This window comes from Bacteroidales bacterium, from assembly GCA_021648725.1.
Classification (GTDB): domain Bacteria; phylum Bacteroidota; class Bacteroidia; order Bacteroidales; family JAADGE01; genus JAADGE01.
In genome coordinates this window covers 1-24,859 of sequence record JAKISF010000036.1, presented here as the reverse complement: position 1 = coordinate 24,859, position 24,859 = coordinate 1, and the positions used below count along the sequence as shown (strand labels likewise).

21 protein-coding genes and 1 riboswitch are annotated in these 24,859 nt (G+C 32.0%); of the genes, 16 read left to right on the top strand and 5 right to left on the bottom strand.

Going from position 1 to position 24,859, the window contains the following annotated elements; all coding sequences use genetic code 11:
* Positions 1-74: 74 nt before the first annotated feature.
* Positions 75-1,394, top strand: a complete 1,320-nt coding sequence (locus L3J35_11750; protein MCF6366865.1) for an FHA domain-containing protein — start codon at positions 75-77, stop codon at positions 1,392-1,394.
* Here the strand turns inward: L3J35_11750 and L3J35_11745 are convergent.
* Positions 1,391-2,101: a M48 family metallopeptidase gene (locus L3J35_11745; GenBank protein ID MCF6366864.1), complete on the bottom strand. Its 711-nt coding sequence runs from the start codon at positions 2,099-2,101 to the stop codon at positions 1,391-1,393. The genes L3J35_11750 and L3J35_11745 overlap by 4 nt on opposite strands.
* 127 nt (positions 2,102-2,228) lie before the next feature.
* A riboswitch (SAM riboswitch) is annotated at positions 2,229-2,330 on the top strand.
* An 11-nt stretch (positions 2,331-2,341) separates the two neighbouring features.
* Between L3J35_11745 and metH the strand changes: the two genes are divergently transcribed.
* From metH to L3J35_11690, 11 genes are all read left to right on the top strand, one after another.
* Positions 2,342-5,998 carry a methionine synthase gene (metH, locus tag L3J35_11740; protein MCF6366863.1) on the top strand — a complete coding sequence of 1,219 codons (3,657 nt, stop codon included), beginning with the start codon at positions 2,342-2,344 and terminating at the stop codon, positions 5,996-5,998.
* Between the two features lie 91 nt (positions 5,999-6,089).
* Positions 6,090-8,228, top strand: coding sequence for a tetratricopeptide repeat protein (locus L3J35_11735; protein ID MCF6366862.1), 2,139 nt, complete (start codon positions 6,090-6,092; stop codon positions 8,226-8,228).
* A gap of 39 nt (positions 8,229-8,267) precedes the next feature.
* Entirely contained in the window at positions 8,268-9,140 is an 873-nt protein-coding gene (locus tag L3J35_11730) for a polyphosphate kinase 2 family protein (protein MCF6366861.1), read from the top strand.
* A 166-nt stretch (positions 9,141-9,306) separates the two neighbouring features.
* Positions 9,307-10,263, top strand: a complete 957-nt coding sequence (locus tag L3J35_11725) for a methylenetetrahydrofolate reductase (GenBank protein MCF6366860.1) — start codon at positions 9,307-9,309, stop codon at positions 10,261-10,263.
* Between the two features lie 15 nt (positions 10,264-10,278).
* Positions 10,279-11,376 (top strand): flippase-like domain-containing protein, encoded by a 1,098-nt coding sequence (locus L3J35_11720; GenBank protein ID MCF6366859.1) that lies wholly within the window; start codon positions 10,279-10,281, stop codon positions 11,374-11,376.
* Between the two features lie 46 nt (positions 11,377-11,422).
* On the top strand, positions 11,423-12,145 hold the full coding sequence (locus tag L3J35_11715; protein MCF6366858.1) for an SDR family NAD(P)-dependent oxidoreductase: 723 nt from the start codon (positions 11,423-11,425) through the stop codon (positions 12,143-12,145).
* Positions 12,146-12,155: 10 nt separating this feature from the next.
* Complete coding sequence (locus L3J35_11710; GenBank protein MCF6366857.1) at positions 12,156-13,079, top strand: lysophospholipase; 924 nt, start codon at positions 12,156-12,158, stop codon at positions 13,077-13,079.
* A gap of 121 nt (positions 13,080-13,200) precedes the next feature.
* Positions 13,201-14,694 (top strand): acetyl-CoA carboxylase biotin carboxylase subunit, encoded by a 1,494-nt coding sequence (gene accC, locus L3J35_11705; GenBank protein MCF6366856.1) that lies wholly within the window; start codon positions 13,201-13,203, stop codon positions 14,692-14,694.
* A gap of 118 nt (positions 14,695-14,812) precedes the next feature.
* Positions 14,813-15,685: a nucleoside phosphorylase gene (locus L3J35_11700; GenBank protein ID MCF6366855.1), complete on the top strand. Its 873-nt coding sequence runs from the start codon at positions 14,813-14,815 to the stop codon at positions 15,683-15,685.
* 9 nt (positions 15,686-15,694) lie between these two features.
* The gene (locus L3J35_11695; GenBank protein MCF6366854.1) at positions 15,695-16,540 is read left to right on the top strand and encodes a transglutaminase-like domain-containing protein; all 846 of its coding nucleotides are present in this window, start codon (positions 15,695-15,697) and stop codon (positions 16,538-16,540) included.
* A 10-nt stretch (positions 16,541-16,550) separates the two neighbouring features.
* Positions 16,551-16,814, top strand: coding sequence for a hypothetical protein (locus tag L3J35_11690; protein ID MCF6366853.1), 264 nt, complete (start codon positions 16,551-16,553; stop codon positions 16,812-16,814).
* A gap of 47 nt (positions 16,815-16,861) precedes the next feature.
* Here the strand turns inward: L3J35_11690 and L3J35_11685 are convergent, their stop codons facing one another.
* Positions 16,862-17,083 carry a DUF2795 domain-containing protein gene (locus tag L3J35_11685; GenBank protein ID MCF6366852.1) on the bottom strand — a complete coding sequence of 74 codons (222 nt, stop codon included), beginning with the start codon at positions 17,081-17,083 and terminating at the stop codon, positions 16,862-16,864.
* Between the two features lie 107 nt (positions 17,084-17,190).
* Positions 17,191-17,730, bottom strand: coding sequence for a cob(I)yrinic acid a,c-diamide adenosyltransferase (locus tag L3J35_11680; protein ID MCF6366851.1), 540 nt, complete (start codon positions 17,728-17,730; stop codon positions 17,191-17,193).
* Between the two features lie 198 nt (positions 17,731-17,928).
* On the opposite strand from L3J35_11680, the gene L3J35_11675 reads away from it, so the two are divergent.
* Both L3J35_11675 and L3J35_11670 read left to right on the top strand, forming a co-directional pair.
* Positions 17,929-18,105 (top strand): 4Fe-4S binding protein, encoded by a 177-nt coding sequence (locus tag L3J35_11675; GenBank protein ID MCF6366850.1) that lies wholly within the window; start codon positions 17,929-17,931, stop codon positions 18,103-18,105.
* A gap of 98 nt (positions 18,106-18,203) precedes the next feature.
* A complete protein-coding gene (locus L3J35_11670; protein ID MCF6366849.1) occupies positions 18,204-18,872 on the top strand; it encodes a 2-C-methyl-D-erythritol 4-phosphate cytidylyltransferase in 669 nt (222 codons plus the stop codon).
* Positions 18,873-18,884: 12 nt separating this feature from the next.
* On the opposite strand, the gene priA is transcribed toward L3J35_11670, so the two are convergent.
* Complete coding sequence (priA, locus tag L3J35_11665) at positions 18,885-21,359, bottom strand: primosomal protein N' (GenBank protein ID MCF6366848.1); 2,475 nt, start codon at positions 21,357-21,359, stop codon at positions 18,885-18,887.
* 268 nt (positions 21,360-21,627) lie between these two features.
* Between priA and L3J35_11660 the strand changes: the two genes are divergently transcribed.
* Positions 21,628-22,341, top strand: a complete 714-nt coding sequence (locus L3J35_11660; protein MCF6366847.1) for a polysaccharide deacetylase family protein — start codon at positions 21,628-21,630, stop codon at positions 22,339-22,341.
* 25 nt (positions 22,342-22,366) lie between these two features.
* Here L3J35_11660 and L3J35_11655 read toward each other — a convergent pair whose 3' ends face one another.
* Positions 22,367-23,725, bottom strand: coding sequence for an alkaline phosphatase family protein (locus tag L3J35_11655; GenBank protein MCF6366846.1), 1,359 nt, complete (start codon positions 23,723-23,725; stop codon positions 22,367-22,369).
* Positions 23,726-24,122: 397 nt separating this feature from the next.
* On the opposite strand from L3J35_11655, the gene L3J35_11650 reads away from it, so the two are divergent.
* The gene (locus L3J35_11650) at positions 24,123-24,725 is read left to right on the top strand and encodes a lysozyme (GenBank protein ID MCF6366845.1); all 603 of its coding nucleotides are present in this window, start codon (positions 24,123-24,125) and stop codon (positions 24,723-24,725) included.
* The last annotated feature ends 134 nt before the right edge of the window (positions 24,726-24,859 follow it).

The following is a 24,859-nucleotide window of genomic DNA, read 5'->3' as shown; positions in this document are numbered from 1 at the left end:
TGAAAATCAAATGTTTTAAGGGTTTTTTTAAATTTGTTTTGTTTTTTTAGGTTGAAACCATTAAATGTTTAATTATGAAATTTAGAAATGACCTTCTTATTTTTATGTTTTTGTTTTTTTTCATGAACTCAAATTTATATGCACAGGAAGAATTAAAAGTTATTAAAGTTGACAATTCTAAATTTCCTGAAATTGAACTATTCCTAAATGTTAAAAGCAACTTTAACCCGAAAGAAATATCAATTACAGAGAACAACAGTACATTAGAAATATCAATTGATACGGTAAAGCAAAATGAAATAGTAACGGGGCAATCAATTATGTTTATAATTGATGTTAATTCAAGCGAAGAAATTCGAAAAGCTCTTGCTGAAAATATAAAGCAATTAAATGAAACATATAAAATAAATATCGGTATTATACTAAAATCGGATACAAGCAAAAACTTTATCCACTTCTTAAGCCCGGAGTTCAGCAAAAACCACTTTTTTTATATAAACACTTTGGAAAAAAATTTATTTACAAAAACAAAATACGGATTAAAAAAAAGAGAAATCAAAAGTGCCGAAAAGTTTTTCGCAAATATACAAAAGCGTAAAGATGTTTTTTCCGGAAAAGGAGTCATTTTTATAAATAAATCTTTAAAAGTTAAGCCCGAGCCGGTTACAAACTTTCTTACAAAAAAAACAGAGCCTGTATATATTATCCTTACAGAAAAAATAGAAAAAGAAGCTAAGAATAAACTTATTGACATTTGTACGAAAACAGGCGGAATCTTTACGGAAATAAATAAGCGAGACTTATATAAAACGATAAGCCGATATATTGAGGACATTTCTTTACAGGCAAATACTGCAGAGGCAGAAGTTATTCGAATTGTATTTACAACAGAGCAAAATAAACCGCAGAATCGAATTATTATCAACTATAGAGAAAATTCAATTGAAAAAGAAATCACAAAGCCAAAAAAAATATTTAATAAAAGAGAGAATATTCTCTTGATTCTGTCAGGACTATTGGCAACTTTTCTGATTCTGTCTTTATTCTACAAAAAAAAGAAAATCACAATTCCGGTTATTGAAAAAAGTTTGACAAATCAAAAAACAATAAAGCCGATTGAAATTAATGTAAAAACCAAAGGGTTTAATAAAACATATTTTTTTGAAAAACATATCATCAGTATCGGAAGAAGTTCTTCAAATGATATTATTATCCCTGACAGAACTGTTTCGGGTTCTCATGCTGTAATAAACAAGGAAGGTGAGTTTTTTAAAATACAAGATTTAGGAAGTACAAACGGAGTTGTTGTAAATCAAAAAAAGATAAAAACACAAAAGCTTGTTTCGAAAGATAAAATAAAACTTGGCGGTGCAATATTAGTTGTTCGAATTTAAAAAATACTCGGACTGTATTGCTTAAGTTGCTTATCAAGCCCCCTCGCATTACCCGAAACTTTATCAAGTAAAAGCCAAAAGTTTTTCCCGTGATTTTTTTCAACGGTATGGCACAACTCATGCAAAATAACATAATCAATTAATATCTCGGGAAGTCGCATTAAATGAAGATTTAAACTGATATTATTTTGCCCGGAGCAACTTCCCCATCGAGTTTTTGCATTTCTTACCGTAACGTTATTGTAGTTAAACTCGTATTTTTCAGCTAAATGTTCAGTCCTTGCCGGAAGGTATTCTTTTGCTTCAATTCTTAATGCCTCAACAATCCCCTTGCGAATATAATCTTGATTTACCGCAGATAACAGGTCTTCATTTTTTGAATATTCAACCGTTATTTTCGTTTTTGTAATATATATTTGTGTGTGTTGGGAAGGAATAAAAACCAATTCTCTTTTTTTTGTTTGAAATTTAGTTTCAGACGTAAATTTTGTTCTTTTATTTTCAGTTTCAGAAATTTTCTTTCTTGAATTAATAATCCATTCTTTTTTTTCTTTTACAAAAGATATTGCAGAATTAAAAGTTACAGTATAAGGAACGGTAATGTTTATCGGGCTGAAAGGCTTTACCCGTAAAGTCATTCTCTTTACCCCTCTTTTTTTAGTTATTTTTACAATACCGATTTCTTCTATAAAAAATTCTTTGCTCATTTTTAAAATTGAAAAAATTAGTTTAACAGCAATTAAGTAATCAAAGAAACAATAAATTTTGAAATAAAGTAAAAATCCTTTTTATTTGTAACATCTTTCGTTCATTCTTTTCGTATCATAAAAGTTTGAATTATTAAGAGGAGCGGAGAGACCAGGCTCAATGAAACTCCGGCAACCCCTTGCATTAAGGTAGGTGCCAAAACCTGCCCGATATTGGGAATAATAATTTAATAAAAAAACATGAAAAATTCAAACAAATTATACACAGCACTTAAAAACAAAGTTCTCGTTCTTGACGGAGCAATGGGGAGCTTAATTCAGTCTTACAAACTTTCCGAAAAAGATTTCAGAGGAAAAAGATTTGCCGACTACCATCTTGATTTAAAGGGAAATAATGATTTGCTTTCAATTACTCAACCGCAAGTTATTGAAGAAATTCATCGAAAATATCTTGAAGTCGGTGCAGATATTCTTGAAACCAACACTTTCAATGCAAATCTAATTTCAATGGAAGATTATGATATGCACCAATATGATTTGGTTTATGAAATGAACTTAAAATCTGCTCAAATTGCAAGAAACCTTTGTGATGAATTTTCCGAAAAGAATCTTGAGAAATTTCGTTTTGTAGCAGGTTCCGTGGGACCTACAAACAAAACTGCATCAATGTCGCCCGATGTTGAAAACCCGGGTATGCGTGCGGTAAATTTTGACGATGTTGTAGATTGTTACATTCCGCAAATCAGAGGTTTACTTGACGGGGGTGCAGATATTATTTTAATCGAAACTATTTTTGACACTCTTAATGCCAAAGCTGCACTTTTTGCCGTTCAAAACGAAGCTGAAAAAAGAAATATTAAAATTCCGATAATGGTTTCCGGAACTGTTACAGATAAAAGCGGTCGGACACTTTCGGGACAAACAGTCGGGGCGTTTATAAGTTCTCTTTCACATATCGATTTGCTCACAATAGGGCTGAATTGCTCAACAGGTGCACACGATATGCTTCCGCATATTGTTGAAATGTCAGAAAAATCAAACTTCAAAATTTCGGCACACCCAAATGCAGGAATGCCCAATCAATTCGGAGAATATGACGAAACTCCCGATAAAATGGCAATTCAAATTAAACAGTTTCTTGATAGTTCTTATGTAAACATAATCGGAGGATGTTGCGGAACAACCCCGGAACATATTCGCGAAATTGTAAAAATTGCCGATAAATCGCAAGTTCATAAAGTTGCCGAAAAGAAAATAAAAAGTAAATTAAGCGGATTAGAACTTCTTGAAATAAGTAAAGAAAATAACTTCATAAACATAGGAGAACGCACGAATGTTGCAGGATCAAGAAGGTTTGCACGATTGATAAAAGAAAAAAAATACGAGGAAGCTCTGACTATTGCAAGGCAACAAGTTGAAAACGGAGCTCAAATTATTGATGTTTGCATGGACGATGCCATGCTCGATGCCGAAATTGAAATGGTAACTTTTCTTAGTCTTTTAGTTTCTGAGCCGGATATAGCAAAAGTCCCCGTTATGATTGACAGCTCTAAGCATAATGTAATTATTGCGGGCTTAAAATGTTTGCAAGGAAAAGCAATCGTAAATTCAATAAGCTTAAAAGAAGGCGAAGATGTTTTCATAAATCATGCAAAAGAAATTCGCCGATATGGTGCGGCTGTCGTTGTTATGGCGTTTGACGAAAACGGTCAGGCTGCAACTTTCGAAGAAAAAACAGCAATTTGCAAACGAGCCTATGATATTCTCACACAGAAAGTTAACTGTCCGCCGGAAGACATAATTTTCGATCCCAACATTCTCACAATTGCAACCGGAATTGAGGAACATAATAATTATGCTGTTGATTTTATAAATACTGTAAAGTGGATTAAAAAAAACTTGCCCTATGCAAAAGTCAGCGGAGGAATAAGCAATCTGTCATTTTCTTTCAGAGGTAATAATGTTGTGCGTGAAGCAATGCACTCTGTATTTTTATATCATGCCGTAAAAGCCGGTCTAGACATGGGAATTGTAAATGCCGGAATGTTGCAAATTTATGATGAAATCCCTAAAGATTTATTACAACTTACCGAAGATGTTATTTTTAACAGAAGCAAAAATGCAACCGAAAAGCTTATTGAATATGCCGAAACAGTAAAAAATACGGGTAAAAAAGAGAATAAAATTGAAGATTGGCGAAAAAAAACTGTTGATGAACGTTTGAGCCATGCTTTGGTAAGAGGAATAACCGAATTTATTGATAAAGATGTTGAAGAAGCTCGGAAAAATTATCCGCAAGCTCTTGATGTTATTGAAAAACCATTAATGGCAGGCATGAACAGGGTAGGAAAGCTTTTCGGCGACGGAAAAATGTTTTTACCCCAAGTTGTTAAAAGTGCAAGGGTTATGAAAAAAGCTGTTGCAATTTTACTTCCGTATATTGAAGCAGAAAAAGCAGAAGGAACAAATAGTTCCGCCGGAAAAATTTTATTGGCAACCGTAAAAGGCGATGTTCACGACATAGGAAAAAATATAACAGGAGTTATTTTGGCTTGCAACAATTTTGAAGTAATAGATTTGGGTGTTATGGTTCCGACCGACAAAATACTTGAAGTCGCTGAGAAAGAGAATGTTGACATACTCGGTTTAAGCGGGCTTATAACACCGTCTTTGGAAGAAATGGTAAGTGTTGCCAAAGAAATGCAAAACCGAAACATGAATATTCCTTTACTCATAGGCGGTGCAACAACTTCAAAAATTCATACTGCCGTGAAAATTGCACCCGAATATAAAGGTGCTGCCGTTCATGTGATTGATGCTTCGCAAAGCGTGGGAATTACCCGAGAACTTATTCAGGAAAAAGATGTTTTCCTCGAAAATTTGAATGAAGAATATGAGCAAATTCGTAAAAAACACGCAAATAAAAAGTTAAAACCCTTAATCCCCTTATCAAAAGCAAGGAAAAACAAGTTTGTTTCAAATTTTATAAGCCCTAAACCTAAATTTTCCGGAATTAAGACCTTAAAACATTTTCCGCTTGAAGAAATTTTACCATTTTTCGATTGGACTTTCTTTTTTCATGCTTGGGAAATAAAAGGCAGATTTCCGCAAATTTTTGAAGATGCAAAAAAAGGAAGCGAAGCAAAAAAACTGTATGATGATGCACAAATGATGCTGAAAAAAATTATCTCAAAAAAATGGTTGCACGCAAATGCTGTTATCGGATTATTCCCCGCAAATTCTGTTAAAGACGATATTGAAGTTTATAACGAGCAAGGGAAACAGCTTACAACTTTCCGATTTTTAAGACAGCAAACCGAAAAACAAGACAATAAACCGAACTTATGCTTAGCAGATTATATTGCACCAAAAACAAGAGATAAACAGGACTATATAGGCACATTTGCACTGACAACAGGTTTGGGAATTGAGAAAAAAGTAAAAGAATTTGAAGATGCAAATGATGATTATTCTGCAATAATGCTTAAAACCTTGGCTGATCGTTTTGCCGAAGCATTTGCAGAACTTATGCATAAAAAAGTAAGAACTGAATTTTGGGCTTTTGCCGAAAACGAAGACTTAACAGTTACTGAGCTTTTTAAATCAAAATATCAGGGAATTCGTCCGGCAATAGGCTATCCTGCTTGCCCTGAGCATTCAGAAAAAAAAGTGTTATTTGACTTACTTAAAGCCGAAGAAAATGCCGGAATGAACCTAACGGAAAATTTTTCAATGTATCCGGGAGCATCCGTAAGCGGATTGTATTTTGCAAACCCTGAAGCACGTTATTTTAATCTCGGGAAAATTAGCAAAGAACAGGTTGAAGATTATGCAAAGCGTAAAGGAATTAACATTGAACTTGCAGAGAGGTTTTTGAGGAGCAACATGGGGTATTAGTCATTTTACAGATTATTTTCATGAAAATTTAAGATTGTTGAAACAGAGTTTCTATTTTTTTTTTAAATTGCAATAAATTTTATTGTATTATATGAATCGTTTTGTTGTTTTATTTTTCTTTCTTGTTATTTCATCTTTTTGTTATTCACAAAATAATAAGGTTGATTCTATTTTGCAAAAAATAAATAATGCAAAACACGACACCACCAAAATAAAAGGTCTGATTAAAATAAGTGAAACATTATATAATTCAAATCCTGATTCTTCTGTATATTATATTTCATTGGCTCAAAACTTAAGTGCCGAGCTAATAAAATCTTCCGACATTATTATAAAAGAAAAAGGTATATACCTGCATGCTAAAGCTTTGTATAAATCTGCTTATTTCTTATCCGGGTTAATGAAGTACGAAAAATCCGGAAGAATATTCCGGAATTCAATAAAAGAGTTAAATGTTCTGATTTCAAAAACAGATGACATTAAATTAAAAAGTGCCTCAAAATATTTAAAAGCAAATAACCTTTCCGGAATAGCCGATATATATTTAGATAAAGGAAACCACTCAACAGCACTTGAATATTATATTAAATCACAGGAAATTATTGATAATTTGATTAAGATCGGCTTTTTATCCGAAAGAGAAACGGCAGGTTTATACTTCCACATAGGAATGGTTCACTTTGAATTAAACAATATAGAAAAGTCGCTGAATTACTATGAAAAAAGTCTTAAGGTGTCAATAGAATTTAATGATAAATTAGGGGCTGCAAAATGCAATAATAACATAGGAATTATTAAGCTACGCATGAATAAAGCTGATGAAGCATTAGCATATTTTCAAAAAACGTTGACCTATGTTGTCGAAAACAATATATTAATTATGCAAGCCCAAGTTTATGATAATATGGCTGAGTGTTACATAAGAAAAAAAGAATATAATAAAGCTGAATTATATTTAGCAAAAGCACTTATTATAACCAATAATTTAGGAAACAGGCAAGGAGAAATATATGTATCGTTAGGATTAGCCAACCTTTATTCTACAACAAATAAATTTGATAAGGCATTATTTTATTGCAACCGAGCAATAGAAATTTCAAAAGAAATAGGAGCAATTTCTCTTGAAAAAAATGCTTACAAACAAACTTTTGAGGTATATGAAAAAAAGAAAGATTATAAAAAGGCTCTTTTTTATCATAAAAAGTATAAATCTTTTGAAGATACCTTATTTAATAAAGAAAAAAACAGACAAATTGAAGAAACCGAGGCAAAATATCAAGCAAATAAGAGACAAGCTGAAATTGACAACCATAAATTGGAAATTGCAAAAAAAGATGCTCGTTTAAAACAAAAAAAATATCAAACTGTTGCATTCATTATCCTGACAATAGTTTTGTTAATATTTATTTTAGTTATTTTTATAAGCTTAAAACACAAACAAAGAGCAACCGGACACATAAAAAAACAAAACAAGAAAATAACCGACAGTATTGAATATGCAAAAAAAATTCAAAATGCTGCTATGCCTTCAGAAACTTACATGAAGCAAATATTTGAAGATTACTTTGTATTGTTTAAGCCTTTGCAAATAGTAAGCGGAGACTTTTATTGGGCAATGAAAAAAGACAGTTTTTTAGCATTTGCTGCAGCAGATTGCACCGGACACGGTGTTCCCGGAGCATTTGTAAGTATGTTCGGAATATCTTTATTAAATGAATTAAGTCTGAATTCTGATTTAAAAAGACCGGATTATATTCTTGAAGAAATGAGATTCTTTTTAAAAAAATCCCTAAGCCAAACCGGAGAAATTGACGAGCAAACCGACGGAATTGATATAGCATTATGTGTTATTGACTATCAATCACAAAAATTATATTTTGCAGGGGCAAATCAACCGGGATACTTGATGAGAAAAGGGAAAATTACGGAACTAATTCCTGTTATGAATCCTGTCGGGATTTACCCTAAAGAAATACCGTTCAAACTCCAAACATATTCTTTAGAAGAAGATGATATAATTTATCTTTTTTCTGACGGTTATGCCGATCAATTCGGAGGAAGTATCAATAACCCTAAAAAATATACAATTCAACGATTTAAACGCTTATTAGAAAAAATTTATACAGAACCCCTTGAAAAGCAGAAAGAAATATTGGACATTGAGTTTAATAACAGGAAAAAAACAAATAAACAAATTGATGATGTGTTGGTTTTCGGAATGAAATATTAATACATCAAAAATCATTAATTAATCTCTAAATACTACATTATGGAATTTGAAATGAACAAATTATTTGCAGAACCCGGAAAAAAGATTGACCTGAAAGATTACGATACAAAATATACTGGGAAATATGATAAACATTCTGCAAAAAAAGACCTTAAAAAGAATACAAAAGAATTAAGAGAAATTCAAGAAGTATTCTATGCAGATAACCGGTATTCTCTACTTATTATTTTGCAAGCATCAGATGCAGCCGGCAAAGACGGTGCAATAAGACATGTTATGGGAGGCATTAATCCGCAAGGGTGTCGTGTCCACAGCTTTAAAGCCCCTTCAAAAAATGAATTAGAACATGATTTTATGTGGCGACATTATAAAGCTCTTCCCGAAAGAGGAATGATTGAAATATTTAATCGTTCTTATTACGAAAATGTTTTAGTAACAAAAGTTCACCCCGGATATCTTCTCGGAGAACGCATACCCGGAATTGATACAGTTGAAAAAGTAAACGATGAATTTTGGGCAAACAGGTATAAACGAATTAATGATTTTGAAAATCACATACATCACAGCGGAACACGTATAATAAAGTTTTTCCTGAACGTTTCAAAAGAAGAACAAAAAAACAGATTTCTTTCAAGACTTGACACTCCTGAAAAAAATTGGAAATTCAGCAGCGGAGATTTAAAAGAAAGAAAATATTGGGGCAAATACAGACAAGCATTTGAAGATATGATTAACGCAACTTCAACTGAGATTTCTCCGTGGCATATTATTCCCGCAGATAATAAATGGTTTTCAAGAATTGCCATAGGAAAAATAATTCACAAAACCATGAAAGAAATGGATTTAAGTTACCCAAAAGCAGAATCGCCGGAATTATTAGCAGAGGCAAAACAATTATTAAAGAACGAATAATTAATGCTGATATATAAAAATTAGACTTTCTCGGTATATTAACTCGGAAAAGTCTTTTTTATTTTAAAATTAACTTTCGAATAAATATACAATTCAACAAAGATTTATTTTTCAATTATTTTTTTTTGTTATTAATTCGTGCTTTGCTTGAAAGAAAAAATATTTGATGAAACTTATAGATAAATTAAAAAATACAAAAAAAACATACTTCTCTTTTGAAATACTTCCGCCGATGAAAGGAGGAAGCATGGAAGACATTTACAATGTTATCGACCCTCTGATAGAATTTGACCCGATGAATATTAATGTAACATATCATCAGCAAGAAGTGGTATATAAGGAACATAACAACGGAGTTATTGAAAAAAAAACAATCAGAAAACGACCCGGAACAGTTGCAATATCTGCTGCCATTAAATATCGATACCAAAGCCCCATTGTTGTTCCGCATATTATTTGCGGAGGGTTTACAAAAGAAGACACAGAAGACGCTTTAATTGACCTTAATTTTTTAGAAATGAATAATCTTTTGGTTTTAAGAGGAGACCCGCCTGCAAATCAAAAATATTTTAAACCCGAAAAAGACGGGCATGAACATACATTAGGGTTAATAAAGCAGATAATGAACATGAATTCCGGTCAATATTGTGACGAAAACATTCAAAATAAAACCAAAACAAACTTTTCCGTAGGTGTTGCCGGTTATCCCGAAAAACACAATGAGGCAGCAAATATGAAATCAGACTTAAAATATCTGAAAATGAAAATTGAAGCCGGTGCTGAATATATTGTTACACAAATGTTTTTTGACAACAAAAAGTATTTTGATTTTGTAAAACTTTGCAGAAATGAAGGAATTAATGTTCCCGTTATTCCGGGAATAAAACCGGTAAGGTTAAAAAAGGATTTAGACCTCTTACCCCAAGTTTTTAATATTGATATTCCTGAGGAACTTGCTTCTGAAATAGAAAATGCAAAAGACAATAAAGCCGTAAAACAAATAGGAATTGAATGGACATCACAACAATCTAAAGAACTTATTAAACACGGGGTTCCCGCTGTTCATTATTATACTATAGGGAAATCAGACAATATAAAAAAGATTGCAAAAAATGTATTTTAAAAATTAACTAAATTAATGGCAAAAAAAGATCTCAGAGAAAAAGGAAATCTGGAAAAAAAGATTAACCCCAAGAAAATAATTATTCCTGCAATAATAGGTGTTCTCGGTGTTTTTATTTTGCTTTGGCTACAAGTGAAAGACAAAGGGATTTCTTTTGATGTCGTTGATTTCTCCGTTTTTACTGTTCTTTTCCTGATTATTGCAGCAATGTTTATGGCTTTGCGAGATGTCGGATATATGGCACGCCTGAGAGTTTTAAGTGAAAAAAAAATAAGTTGGCGGCAAGCATTTAAAGTTATTATGTTGTGGGAATTTGCTTCCGCTGTTTCTCCTTCTGTTATCGGAGGAACCGGTGTTGCCGTTGTATTTGTTCATAAAGAAGGTATAAGCATAGGAAAAAGTACTGCAATAGTAATGGCAACTTCATTTTTAGATGAAATGTATTTTATTTTAATGTTTCCGCTTATGTTTTTTGCCGTCGGTCCGGAAACACTTTTTACAATAGGCGAATCATCCGGGCTAACTTTTGCTAACGAATTTTTCTATTTTGCCGTTATCGGTTATTCAATTAAATTAGCATATAATATTTTTCTTAGTTACGGTTTATTCGTTAATCCCGTCATCATAAAAAAAACAATTCTGGCAATTTTTAGTTTAAAACCGTTAAGACGTTGGAGAAATGATGCAAGAAGAGCAAGTTTGGATATTATAAGTAATTCAAAAGAATTGAAGCGAAAACCATTCAGTTTTTGGTTCAAAGCTGCCGGAGCAACCTTTATTTCTTGGACATCAAGATATTGGGTTGTAAATGCATTATTTGCAGCATTTTTTATGATGAAAAATGAACACTTCTTGTTATTTGCTAAACAGCTGGTAATGTGGATAATGATGCTCGTAAGTCCGACACCCGGAGGCAGCGGATTCTCAGAATATATTTTTTCCGAATATTTAAACGACTTTATGCCGCAAGTTGCAGGTATTGCAATAATTACAGCTTTTGTTTGGCGGTTGTTTACTTATTATCCGTACCTAATTGCCGGCGTAATAATCGGACCTAAATGGGTAAGAGATAAATTTGTTATAAAAAGTAATAAGAAAAAAGAAAATATTTAAAATTTATTGTTATATTGTAATCTCAAAACCTAAATAAAAAACAAGGATGAAACACTATTTTATCACCGGCACAAGTCGTGGAATCGGAAAGTCAATTGCGGAAATCTTACTCAAAAATGATACTGTTAAGATTACCGGAATTTCACGAACAAGTACAATAAAACATAAAAATTACAGTCATATAACAACTGATTTGTCAGATTTAAATGACACAGAAAGTATTTTTTTTCCGACTGTTGAAGATGCGGAAGAAATTGTATTGATTAATAACTCCGGGATTATTTCGGAGATATTAAGAGTAGGAAAAATGAAAAACGTTGAAATAATAAATGATTATAATGTCAATATTGTTTCTCCTAGTATTCTAATGAACAATTTTATCAAAAAATATCAAAATTATACAAATAAAAGAACAATTTTAAACATCAGTTCAGGAGCCGGAAGACATACAATTGACGCATGGAGTGTATATTGTGCATCAAAAGCAGCATTAGATATGTTCAGCAAAAACATAGATATTGAACAATCCTTTTTTTCGAAAAAAAATCAAATCAAGGTTTTTTCAGTTGCTCCGGGAGTAATTGATACCGAAATGCAAAAACAAATAAGAGAAACATCTCCGAGTGAGTTTTCTAATGTTGAAAAATTTATCGATTTAAAAGAAAATAACGAATTGGCTACAACAGAAGAAACAGCAAACTTATTATTAGATATAATTAACAACAAAGATAATTATACTGATGTTATTTTAGATGTCAGAAATCTTTAAAATAAATAAAATGGCAAAGTCAGAACATACATTTCAATCGCACGATGATACTAAAATTGTTTATTACAAACACACACCCGAACAAAGTGCAAAAGCGATTCTTATAATTACTCACGGAATGGCAGAACATGCACAACGATATGATAATTTTGCAGGTTTCTTAAATGAAAACGAATATATTGTTTTTGCACACGACCAAAGGGGGCACGGAAAAACAGCAGGGAGCATTGAAAAGCTCGGATTTTTTGCTGAAAACAACGGGTGGCAAAAAGTAACCGATGATTTATCTGAGCTTGTTAAAATTGCAAAACAAGAATATAATAACTTACCTGTATTTTTATTAGGACACAGCATGGGGTCTTTTATTGTTCGAACATATATAATTCAACACTCTGACAATGTATCCGGCGTAATTTTGTCCGGAACAGCAGGGTCGGCAGGATTATTAGGAAAAGTCGGAATTGCATTAACCGGCTTAATTATGTTATTTAAAAAGAAAAAAAGTTTAAGTCCTCTGATGAACAAACTTTCTTTCGGAGATTTTAATAAAGCTTTTAAACCAAATCGTACTGAATTTGATTGGCTCAGCAGAGACAATGAACAAGTTGATAAATATGTTAAAGATTCTTATTGCGGAACAATTTTTTCCGTCGGCTTTTTTAATGATATGATGAAAGGGCTTGAATCAGTTAATAAAAAAGAAACTGCAAATAAAGTAAGAAAAAATTTGCCTGTGTATCTTTTTGCCGGAGGTAAAGATCCTGTCAGTAAAAACGGAAAACAAGTTAATGATGTTTATGAAATGTATAAAAATGCGGGCATTTCTGACATCTTAATAAAAATTTACCCTGATGCTCGACACGAAACATTAAACGAAACGAATAACAAAGAAGTTTATAATGATGTTTTAACATGGTTAAATTCAAAAATATAGAAATTACACCGGTTACTTTCTATAAAAAAATATTAACAATTTTCTCGTTTCTTTTCAAGCTAATTATTGCAAACATACCGATATTTTCATATTTTAGCGAACCGAAAAATACGGAATATTTATGACTCGAATAAAGAAAATATTAGTCGCAAATAGAGGAGAAATTGCATTACGAGTAATGCGTTCTGCAAAAGAAATGAACATAAAAACAGTTGCTGTTTATTCCGAAGCCGATCGAAATTCACCGCATGTAAAATATGCAGATGAGGTCGTTTTATTAGGACCGCCTGCCTCTGCCCAATCTTATCTTCTCGGAGATAAAATAGTTCAATTTTGTAAAGAACTTAATGTTGATGCCGTACATCCCGGCTACGGATTTTTATCGGAAAATGCCGAGTTTGCACAAAAGGTTAAAGATGCCGGAATTATTTTTATCGGTCCCGACCCCGAAGCAATTCGTTTAATGGGTGATAAATTAAAAGCAAAAGACACCGTTAAAGATTATAATATCCCGATGATTCCCGGAACGGACAAAGCAATTACCGATATTCATGCTGCAAAAAAAATTGCCGAAGATATAGGATACCCAATTTTGATAAAAGCAGCAGCCGGAGGCGGAGGAAAAGGAATGCGTGCCGTTTTTGAAGCAAAAGATTTTGAAGAACAAATGAAAATGGCTGTAAATGAGGCAACTTCCGCTTTCGGAAACGGCTCAGTTTTTATTGAAAAGTTCTTCACTTCTCCGAGACATATTGAAGTTCAAATAATGGCAGATATGAAAGGCAATACTGTTTATCTGTTTGAGCGCGAATGTTCGATACAAAGACGACACCAAAAAGTTATTGAAGAAGCTCCGTCGACAGTATTAACCCCAAAACTCCGAAAAAAAATGGGAGAAACTGCCGTAAAAGTTGCAAAATCATGCAATTATGTCGGAGCAGGAACAGTTGAATTTCTTTATAACGAAGACAGGTTTTATTTTTTAGAAATGAACACAAGGTTGCAGGTGGAGCATCCTGTAACCGAGCTTATTACCGGCATTGATTTGGTGAGAGAGCAAATAAGAATTGCCGAAGGGCATCCGTTGAGTTTTACACAAGAAGATTTAAAAATTAACGGGCATGCCATTGAATTAAGAGTTTACGCAGAAGATCCTGCAAACAACTTCTTGCCTGACATAGGAAAACTTGAAACATATAAAAAACCGGAAGGAATAGGCGTAAGGATTGATGACGGTTTTGAAGAAGGAATGGAAATCCCGATTTATTACGACCCAATGATTTCAAAAATGTGTACTTTTGGCAGAACACGAGAAGAAGCAATCAACAGAATGACACGAGCTATTGATGATTACAGGGTTATAGGTATAGAAACAACTTTGCCTTTCGGTAAATTTGTTATGCAACACGAGGCGTTCAAATCGGGCAATTACAGCACAAGCTTTGTAAGTGAGTTCTTTACGCCCGAAAGCTTAATAACGAAAGATAAAGATGCCGAAAAAATTGCTGCAATATTTGCTTCAAAAATTATCTCCGAAAATAACAATAAAGCGGTAAGCCACAAAGGAAAAATAAATTCAACCGTTGTTTCCGGTTGGAAATTAAAACGAATGTAACCTTTAATTCTGAAAAATATCGGACATCCGGACTAAAACCTGAAATAAATTAATTGTTATATCTGCTTATGTTTTTGAAAACTTACTATCTTTGTAAATTATCAAAAATTTTAGCATTATGAACAGAATCGGAGAATCAGAATTAATACTGAATGCAAACGGAAGTATTTTTCATTTACACTTGAAACCTGAAAATCTTGCAGACAATGTTATTCTTGTCGGCGACCAAGGACGTGTTGAAATGGTTTCAAAATATTTTGACACTATAGAATTTGAAGTTCAAAACAGAGAATTTAAAACACATACCGGAATTTTTAACGGAAAAAGAGTTACAGTTTTATCAACAGGCATCGGAACAGATAATATTGATATTGTAGTAAATGAATTAGATGCTCTCGTAAATATTGATTTAGAAAAACGCATTCCGAAAACAGAACATAAAACGCTTAATTTAATAAGAATAGGAACATCCGGAGCTTTACAAGGCGATATTCCTGTTGATACTCCGGTAATTTCTGAAACTTCAATAGGCTTTGACGGTTTGTTAAACTTTTATCAGGGAAGAGAAAAACTCGGAAATGAAAATATTGAAAATGCTTTTAAAACTTATACAAACTGGAATAAAAACTTACCGGCACCTTATTTTGCCGATGCTTCAAAATCATTAGTCGAAAAAATAGGCGAAGGAATGATTAAGGGAATTACAATTTCTGCTCCCGGCTTCTACGGTCCGCAGGGAAGAGTTCTGAGACTTCAAACAGTTGACCCGAATTTAAACGATAAAATTACAGCCTTTGAATATGAAGGAAGAAAAATAACGAACTTTGAAATGGAAAGTTCCGCAATTGCCGGTTTATCAGTATTGCTCGGGCATAACGCACTAACTGTTTGCAGTATAATAGCAAACCGTATAAGAAAAGAATACAGCCAAAATTATAAAGTTGCTGTTGATAAACTTGTTAAAACTGTTCTTGAACGTTTAACAAACTAACAAAGGTAAATGAAAAGCCGAGAATTGTCTGCATTAATAAAACTTTTGGATGATACTGACACAATAGTATTTTCTGCCGTACAAGAAAAATTACTTAATGCTGATGAAAAAATAATTCCTGATTTAGAGGTTGCCGTTAGTTTATCAAATGACGATTTATTTATTGACAGGACTATTTCGATTATTAACAGCCTTAGACGTAGCAAATTAGATATTGAACTTGCATCTTGGATAAACAATAAAGATAATGACATATTATTCGGCAGTTATTTGATTGCTAAATACAAATATCCAAACCTTATTTTTGAAGATATTGAAGATAAATTAATTAAAATTATTAACGACATACGGTCTGAAATAAATTTCTTCAGTTTAACGAGTTTACAACAAATAAGAAATATTAACAACTTATTGTTTTCGGTTCAGCGTTTCAAAGGTGGTTTTTCTAATATAATAAATCCCGACAACTCATATATTAATAAAGTGCTGGAAAGAAAAAAGAGTAATGATATTACAATTTCAATAATATACCTTTTTATTACTCAAAAACTAAACCTTCCTGTTTACGGAATTGACTTCCCCGGCAACTTTCTGTTAGTGTTTCTTGATGAGCAAAACAAAGAACCGGTGTTTTATATAAATCCTATAAATAAAGGTGCAATTGTTACAAAAAAAGATATTGACGTATTTTTAAAAAATCGTAAAATAAAGTCCGGAAACAAAAGACTTAAACCTTGCTCTAATAAAGTTGTTTTAAAAAGATTATTGAAATTTTTAATGCATTCATATCTTAAAAAAAGTGATGCAGATAATTTAGATGATATAAAACATTTAATTAAATTGTTTGAAAATTAGTATAAGAACAGTGGAAAACAAAACAAACACAGTAAGCCTTATTGCAGGTATCTTTATGATTATTGTATCAACATTAAATTATTTAATGAATGAAGACCATGTAACACTCGGCATCTTTATTTTTGCAGGTATCGGTTTTATTTTGCTGGGCATAAAAAACAAATTCGGCGAGGAAAGTTCTAAACGTGTTAACAAATACGGAATGACTTTTTTCTACGGAGCAATAATTATCTTGTTATATTGGCTGGCAAAAACAAAATTAAATTTATTTTAAATGTGACTGATGTAATACTAAAAAGAGCGATTTTAAAATCGCTCTTTTTAGTATTCGTCTTCATTAAAGAAGAAATCATCTTTGCTGGGATAATCGGGCCAAATATCCTCAATACTGTCGTAAGTTTCTCCTTCATCCTCAATTTCTTGAAGATTTTCGACTACTTCTAAAGGTGAACCTGAACGAATTGCGAAGTCAATTAATTCTTCTTTTGTTGCAGGCCATGGTGCATCTTCTAATTTTGATGCGAGTTCTAAAGTCCAGTACATTTTTATATTAATTAGGTTACTGTATTCTGCTTTTTTTCGGCTTGCAAATATATAAAAAAATACAAAACAAAAAATATTTTATTGCTATTTGTAAAACATCAGTAAAATTAGGGCTTCCATACAACTTCATCAGCTTTTGTTTCTTGCGAAACCATTCTTCCCAAAACAAATAAATAATCAGAAAGCCGATTTAAATATTCTAAAACAATAATATTTATTTCTTCATTTATTGCAAGTTCAACAACTTCTCTTTCGGTTCTTCTGCAAATACTTCTGCAAATATGGCATTGTGCCGTAATAATATTTCCGCCCGGAATTATAAAATCCTTAATAGGGGGCAGGTTATTATTTAAGTTGTCAATTTCTTTTTCAAGTAACTCTGTATCCGCCTGTGTAATTTTAGGACCGGAAAAAGATGTTTTTTCTTTAACGGCAAGAACGGAACCGATATTATACAGTTTTTGTTGAATTTTTTGAAGTACTTCTTTATAATTCACATTAATATCATAAGCTGCAAGCAAACCTATAAATGAATTTAGCTCATCAATACTGCCGTATGCTCTAATTCGCAAATCAGATTTTTTAACTCTTCCGCCGCTGAAAAGTGAAGTTTCTCCTTTGTCCCCTGTTTTTGTATATATTTTCATTTTAAATTTATTTTATAATGTTTTGTTCAGGCAATATAGCATTATTTATTAAATTTTGAATTGTCAGCCGTCACCATATTTAGAAATGTTTTAAATAAGCATTGCAAATAATAATTTATTGATTTGGTTTTGATAAAAACAAAAATATTATAACATTTGCAATCAGAAAATATTTTCAATTTATCAAATTAAAAAACTATGGCTTATTTTATTAATCCTGATGAATGTACTGCTTGCGGTGCATGTATGGACGAATGTCCGGTTGAGTGTATCTCGGAAGGAGATGATTTCTACACAATTAATGCAGAAGAATGTACAGATTGCGGTGCATGTGCAGATGTATGCCCTGTTGAATGTATTTCTGAAGCTGAATAAGTAGGATTTTCATAATAATAAGGCTCGGCATTAATTGTCGGGCTTTTTTTATTATTTTATATTTATATTTGCTTACAATATAAACCGTAAAATCATCTATGAAGTATGTAATTATTACAGCCGGAGGAACAGGCAAAAGAATGGAAACAGAATTACCGAAACAATTTTTGGAAATATCCGGAAAACCTATATTAATGCATACAATAAGTCGGTTTTTCAATTATGATAATAATTTGCATATAATTTTAAGTTTGCCGGAAAAGTATTTAGACTTTTGGAAAGAACTGTGTGAAAAATATAGTTTTAACATACCCCACAATTCCGTAAAAGGCGGAAAAACTCGGTTTCATTCTATAAAAAACGCCTTAAAAGAAGTTGCCGAAGACGGTTTTGTTGCTGTTCATGACGGAGTAAGGCCCTTAGTAAGTAATGAAACCATTAAACGGAGTTTTCTTACAGCAGAAAAATACGGAAATGCAGTTGCTTCACAAAAAATTGTTTTTTCATTACGGAAAAAAGAAAGAAAAAAGACAATTACCGTAAACAGAGATTTATACTTTGAAATTCAAACACCGCAAATATTTAAAGTTGGTATTTTAAAGAAAGCATACAAGCAAAACTATCAAGATATATTTACAGATGACGCTTCTGTTGTTGAAGCTTACGGAGAGGAAATATTTTTAACAAAAGGGAACAGAGAAAATATAAAAATAACAACACCTGCCGATTTAAAAATTGCCGAAGCACTCTTGAATACAGTAATTTAGGCTTCGTAAAACTTATACTACATCAACATCTGCTAAAAATTGAACAGATTTGAACTTTTCGTTTGCTTTTACATGGTTTATTACTCCGTTAATAAGTTCCTTTGCTTTTTTATGAGAGCTTTTTTTCTCCAACTTTATAAGAACAGTTTTAATATGCCATGTTTTTATCCAAGCTACAACAGGAAATTCGGGGCCGAGAATTCTGCCTCCGAAAATTGCCCTCAACTCTTTTGCAAGTTGTTCTGATGCTGTATTTACAAGTTCTTTTTTCTTATGTTTAACCTTAATTTGTATTAGCCTATAAAACGGCGGATATTTATATTGCTTTCTTATTTTTAATTGACCTTCAAACATTGTAATATAATCATTCTCAACTACATTTTTAATAATCGGGTGCTTTTTATCGGAAGTTTGAATAATTACTTTTCCTTGTTTGTGTTTTCGCCCGGCTCTTCCGCTTACCTGTGCCATTAGCTGAAAACTTCTTTCATGTGCTCTGAAATCAGGAAAATTAAGCATATTATCGGCATTCATTATTCCTACCAGTGCAACATTGTCAAAATCTAAACCCTTAGAAACCATTTGAGTTCCTATAAGCACATTTGTTTTCCCGGTTTCAAACTCATAAATTATTTTGTGATATGCTTTTTTGCTCCCTGTGCTGTCGGTATCCATTCTGGCAACTTTTACTTCCGGAAAATATTCTTTTATCTCATCCTCAATTTTTTGTGTGCCGAAACCTCTCGTTTTCATTGTCAAACTTTCACAAGCCTTACATTTTCTTGTTGCTTGTTCGGAATATCCGCAATAATGGCAAACTAATCGGTTGGTAAATTTGTGATATGTTAAACTTACGTCACAATTTTCGCATTTCGGAATATAACCGCAAGTTTCACATTCAGTAAAAGGAGAAAAACCTCTGCGATTTTGGAACAAAATAATCTGTTCTTTATTTTCAAGTGCTTCTTTTATGGCTTCAAGCAATTTCGGTGCAAATAAAGATTTCATTTGTAATTTTTTCCTTGCTTCTTTTGTGTCGGCAATTTTAATTTCGGGCAAACTTATGTCTTTGTATCTTTGAAAAAGTTCAACTAAGCCGTATTTATTTTGCTTAGCGTTGTAATAGCTTTCAATTGACGGTGTTGCTGTTCCGAGAAGAACTTTTGCGTTGTGAAGTTGTGCTAAAATAACCGAGGCATCTCTTGCATTATAACGCGGTGCCGGATTATATTGCTTGTAGCTGTTTTCATGCTCCTCATCAACTATAATTAAACCCAAATTATCAAACGGCAAAAAAATTGAAGACCGAACTCCTAAAATTATTTTGCAGGTATTATTTTGAAGATTGTTCCAAACCTCAACTCGCTCATTATCACTAAATTTAGAATGAAAGATACATAACTCTTTTCCGAATATTTTTTCGAGCCTTACGGTAATTTGTGATGTAAGAGCTATTTCCGGAAGCAAATACAAAACTTGCTTCCCTTTTGCAAGTTGTTCTTCAATAAGTTTTATATATATTTCAGTTTTGCCGGAAGATGTTACTCCGTGCAAAAGAACAACATTCTTTTTCGAAAAACTTTTATTTATTTCGTTATATGCCGTTGTTTGATATTTATTCAACTCTTTTTTCTCAAAGTTTTCATATTTTGCAACACTTAACCTGCTTATTTCCTTCTTTTTTAAGATTAAATAACCCCTATCAATCAATGCCTTAAGGTTTGCTTGTGATGCTCCCGTATGTTTCAGTAAATCTTTTTTCAGAAATTCATCGGCAGATTTTATGCCTCCGAAGCTGTCATTTCCGTATTTTGTCATATAAATAAAACTCATAAGCAATTCACTTTGTTTTTTTGCTCGTTTGAGTTTATTCAAAACTTCCGAAAGTTTATTTTCATCCTTTAAATCACCTGCCAAGCTTATGTAGTCTTCGTATTTCGGCTTATACTTTTTTTTGATTCGCTCTTCCGCAGAAATGATTTTTTTATCAATTAACTTTTTAATTATCGGCAAAACATTAAAATCTGTTTCTTTTTCAATTTTGCTTATCGGCAAGAAATCTTCATTTGTTAATAAGCCTATTATTAATTCCTCTTTTTCGTTAATGCCTGAATAATCAACTTCAGAATTAAGGCTTATGTTTGTTTCGCTTTCTAATTTTAAGCCGGCAGGTAATGCGGCTTTATATATTTCGCCCAAAGTAGTCATATAATATTCTGCAATCCAGTCCCAAAATTTGAACTGGAAATTATTAATTATCGGGGAGGCATCTAAAACAGAAATAATTTCTTTTGTCTGATAATCAGGTCTTTCTTGATGAGTTTCTTTAATGATGCCTGTGTAAATCTTTTTTTTTCCGAATTGAACAATTGCTCTTTTGCCCGAAGTACATTCAGAGAGTAAAACTTCCGGAACTTCATAAGTAAACAACTTCGACAAAGGAACCGGAAGGATTATGTTTGCGTATGTTTTTTTTGTGTTTATCATTGAATATTATGTAAATTTAAAAGATTATTTAATTTTGAAGAAAAAATTATGTCAGATGTTAATATACTTCAAATTATAGGAATAATTGTTTTAGGACATATAATATTAGGTTTCGCTTGGATTATTTTTAAAATTTACCGAAAAAAGGATAATAAAGACACAGAATAGCTCGCCAAATGTTAAAATTTCTTAAAATAAATTAACAATTATTAATGTTTGTTAGAATATTTTAACTATTATTGCGTTTAAATAGGTAAGATTTATCTTTTTGGAAGCAATTTTAAGACCGAAATACAGAAAAATATCAGATTTGCTGATACATCCGCCGAAAATGGTTAAAAACTTTTTCGGCAGTATTACGTGGAAAATAAATACTGAAAAAAAAGTTATTTATTTAACATTTGATGACGGTCCGATTCCGATAATTACAGAAAAAATATTAAAAGCGTTAGATTTATTTAATGCAAAAGCAACATTTTTTTGTGTTGGTGAAAATGTTAAAAAACACCCCTCAATTTATAACGAAATTTTAGCCGAGGGACACACAACAGGAAATCATACATACTCTCATTTACAAGGGCTTAAGACAAGTACAAAAGAATATCTTTATAATATTAAAAAAGCGGCAGAATACATTGATTCTGATTTATTCAGACCTCCGCACGGCAGAATGAAAGTTTCTCAACAAAACGAAATCAGAAAAAACTACAACATTGTTCTTTGGGATGTTTTATCTTTAGATTACAATAAAAATATTTCAGAAGAAGCATGTTTAAGTAATGTTAAACATTTTACAAGACCGGGTTCTGTTATTGTTTTTCATGACAGCATTAAAGCTGAAGACAATATGTTTTATGCATTAACACAAAGTCTGATGCTTTACAACGAATTGGGGTATAAATTTGAAACATTAAACTCTCAAATTCTGAAAAAAACAAAAAAAGTGCGAAAAAGAGTTCCGGTATTTAACGGGTTGTTCTAATAATAAAAACTTCTGATTTTTTGTTTTAATATTTTCGTTTATATTCCCTGTCTCCCCTTTTTTCGTGTTTTATCTTATACTCAAAAATCTCTTTCCCGTCCTTATCATAAAATGTAATTGTTAAAATTCGCTCTTTGCGTTTTCCCGTGACATTGAAAATTGAGAAATTATGTGCGTTAATTAATGAGCCTTCAACTCTGAACGGATTTATTTCATTTTCTTTTCGTGAAGCCACACCTGAAGTTAAAGGAGAAGTTGTTATATCATAAATAACAGGTTTTGTTGCCCTGTCTAAAACATTTATTTCGGAATGATGTCTGTCTCCGGTTAAAAAAATTACATTTCTTATTTCTTGTTCATGAATAAAATCAATTATTTCTGCTCTTTCTTTAGAAAAACCGTAATTTGAATACACTTCATACAAACCTGCGGTTGTTAAAAACTGTCCGCCCATTACAACAAACTTAAAATTAGCTTTACTGCCGACTAAAGCATCTTTTAACCAACCAAGCTGTTCTTTTCCTAAAATAGTTTTATTGTCAGCTATTAAATCATTAGGATCTCTGTAATATCTGTTGTCTAACATGAAAAAATCACAATCACCCCAATTAAAATATGTAATTGCACCCTTAATATCCCCTACTCCGTATGAGGGATTGGCCCAAAACATTTTGAATGCGTCCAAGGTCATGTTTTTATTCCAAAGCCCTTTATCTGAATTATTAGGACCGAAATCATGATCGTCCCAAATAGCATAATTATGTGTGTTTGCTAATAATCGTTTCATTTCATCAGTTGAACGCGTATGTGTGTACCTGTGAATTATACCGGTTTTTGTATTCCAATCCGGCTCTCTTAAATAGATATTGTCCCCGAGCCAAATCATAAAGTCGGGATGTTTATCTGCAATACTTTCATATATTTTATAATTACTTCCGTATCCTTTTCCCGGTCTGTCATATTTTTCTTCATTTATGTATGCACAACTTCCGGTTGCAAAATTTATTTCAGGAGGATCTGTTCGCCATTCCCACATTTTTAATGTTTGAAACTCAGTAGGATAATCAAACACTATTTTCTTTTTATTAATGTATAAGTTATAAATGTAAACATTCCCCGGCTCCAGTTCACCTGCAATCAAATGTGCAGTATATCCGTCTTCTTTTTTAGTTACTACTGTGTTTGTTGTATGCTTAATTTCAGGGTTCTCTTTTAAATAATACTGAATTTTTACACTTGCCTGCTTGTTAGTCTGTACCCAAAGCATTACTTCTTTCATTTCGGAATATCCGACCATCGGTCCTGATTGCAATGCACTTTTCTGTCCGAAAAAGATATTGGACTGCAATAAAACAACTGATATTATAAATAATTTTAATCTCATAGAAATATGTTTAATGATTAATAATTGCAAATATCATAAAATTATCCGTTTGTTGCATAATTTTATTGTTAATAAACATCATAAAATAGGTGCTGTTAAATAAAACATCTCTCAAAACTTAATGCAAAGCCCTGATTATAAGCGAATATTGCAACACAAATAAGTCCATAGTATAAATAAGCCATTTGTTAATAAACTTTTTTTAGAAAAAGTTGCATATTAAAAAAATAGCAGTATGTTTGCCGCCGTTTTGAAAAAAATACACCGGGAAACACAAGAATTTCATTAATGATCAGTGTGTTATGTGTGTTTTTACAAAACAGAGATAATCTCAAAACCTGATTTTTAATTAAGTTAATTTCAAATGACGGTTTATTTTTTAATGAAAATAATTTATATGAAATTTTATTTTAAAACATCAATCTTTTTTGTATTAAGCATGTTACTTGCACCAAATGAGGTTTATAAAAACATATTCCCATCTGAAACGGTTGCAGTAAAAGAAAATAAGGAGATGAGACAAGCTGAAAGAAACTACATCAGTAAATATCAGTTTGAAAAAGGATACGAAGAAGCGATTGGGTTTATAAAAAGTCACGAAGGGTTTGCAGGCGGTAAAGCATATTATGATGCTGCCGGCATCAAAACAATAGGATACGGACACAGAATAAAAAAAGGAGAAATATTTCCTGAAAAGATAACCAGAAAAGAAGCAGAAAACATTTTAAGAAAAGACTTTGACAAAGCTGTTTGGTACGCAGAAAGGGAAACAAGTGTTAAAGGTTACAAAAAGATAGTTGTTGCACACTTTATTTATGCAAAAGGAATCGGAAATTTCCGCAGAAGCACATTTAAGAAAAAGGTTGATGCAAAAGAACCTGTTGACGAAGAATTGAAAAAATGGTGCTATTACAGAGGTGAAAACGGAGAACCTGTCAGAAGCGAATATATTTATAAAATCAGGCTTTGGGAAATTGAAATGTACAATCGAGAATCATAATTTAAAACGGAAGTTCACCAAAAATATCAAGACAAAACAGCCCTATAAGTTGTGATTTTCAACAACTTATGGCTGTTTTGTCATATTTTTTTTCTTTCCTACATTATTCTATTTTTATTTTTAAAATTTCTATA

What these genes read in the sequence shown, in the direction of transcription:
- L3J35_11710 (MCF6366857.1), top strand. Translation starts at nt 12,156, where the DNA reads ATGGCAAAGTCAGAACATACATTTCAATCGCACGATGATACTAAAATT.
- L3J35_11715 (MCF6366858.1), top strand. Translation starts at nt 11,423, where the DNA reads ATGAAACACTATTTTATCACCGGCACAAGTCGTGGAATCGGAAAGTCA.
- L3J35_11750 (MCF6366865.1), top strand. Translation starts at nt 75, where the DNA reads ATGAAATTTAGAAATGACCTTCTTATTTTTATGTTTTTGTTTTTTTTC.
- L3J35_11650 (MCF6366845.1), top strand. Translation starts at nt 24,123, where the DNA reads ATGAAATTTTATTTTAAAACATCAATCTTTTTTGTATTAAGCATGTTA.
- L3J35_11735 (MCF6366862.1), top strand. Translation starts at nt 6,090, where the DNA reads ATGAATCGTTTTGTTGTTTTATTTTTCTTTCTTGTTATTTCATCTTTT.
- L3J35_11745 (MCF6366864.1), bottom strand. Translation starts at nt 2,101, where the DNA reads ATGAGCAAAGAATTTTTTATAGAAGAAATCGGTATTGTAAAAATAACT.
- L3J35_11725 (MCF6366860.1), top strand. Translation starts at nt 9,307, where the DNA reads ATGAAACTTATAGATAAATTAAAAAATACAAAAAAAACATACTTCTCT.
- L3J35_11675 (MCF6366850.1), top strand. Translation starts at nt 17,929, where the DNA reads ATGGCTTATTTTATTAATCCTGATGAATGTACTGCTTGCGGTGCATGT.
- L3J35_11680 (MCF6366851.1), bottom strand. Translation starts at nt 17,730, where the DNA reads ATGAAAATATATACAAAAACAGGGGACAAAGGAGAAACTTCACTTTTC.
- L3J35_11700 (MCF6366855.1), top strand. Translation starts at nt 14,813, where the DNA reads ATGAACAGAATCGGAGAATCAGAATTAATACTGAATGCAAACGGAAGT.
- L3J35_11720 (MCF6366859.1), top strand. Translation starts at nt 10,279, where the DNA reads ATGGCAAAAAAAGATCTCAGAGAAAAAGGAAATCTGGAAAAAAAGATT.
- priA (MCF6366848.1), bottom strand. Translation starts at nt 21,359, where the DNA reads ATGATAAACACAAAAAAAACATACGCAAACATAATCCTTCCGGTTCCT.
- L3J35_11685 (MCF6366852.1), bottom strand. Translation starts at nt 17,083, where the DNA reads ATGTACTGGACTTTAGAACTCGCATCAAAATTAGAAGATGCACCATGG.
- metH (MCF6366863.1), top strand. Translation starts at nt 2,342, where the DNA reads ATGAAAAATTCAAACAAATTATACACAGCACTTAAAAACAAAGTTCTC.
- L3J35_11730 (MCF6366861.1), top strand. Translation starts at nt 8,268, where the DNA reads ATGGAATTTGAAATGAACAAATTATTTGCAGAACCCGGAAAAAAGATT.
- L3J35_11655 (MCF6366846.1), bottom strand. Translation starts at nt 23,725, where the DNA reads ATGAGATTAAAATTATTTATAATATCAGTTGTTTTATTGCAGTCCAAT.
- L3J35_11670 (MCF6366849.1), top strand. Translation starts at nt 18,204, where the DNA reads ATGAAGTATGTAATTATTACAGCCGGAGGAACAGGCAAAAGAATGGAA.
- L3J35_11695 (MCF6366854.1), top strand. Translation starts at nt 15,695, where the DNA reads ATGAAAAGCCGAGAATTGTCTGCATTAATAAAACTTTTGGATGATACT.
- accC (MCF6366856.1), top strand. Translation starts at nt 13,201, where the DNA reads ATGACTCGAATAAAGAAAATATTAGTCGCAAATAGAGGAGAAATTGCA.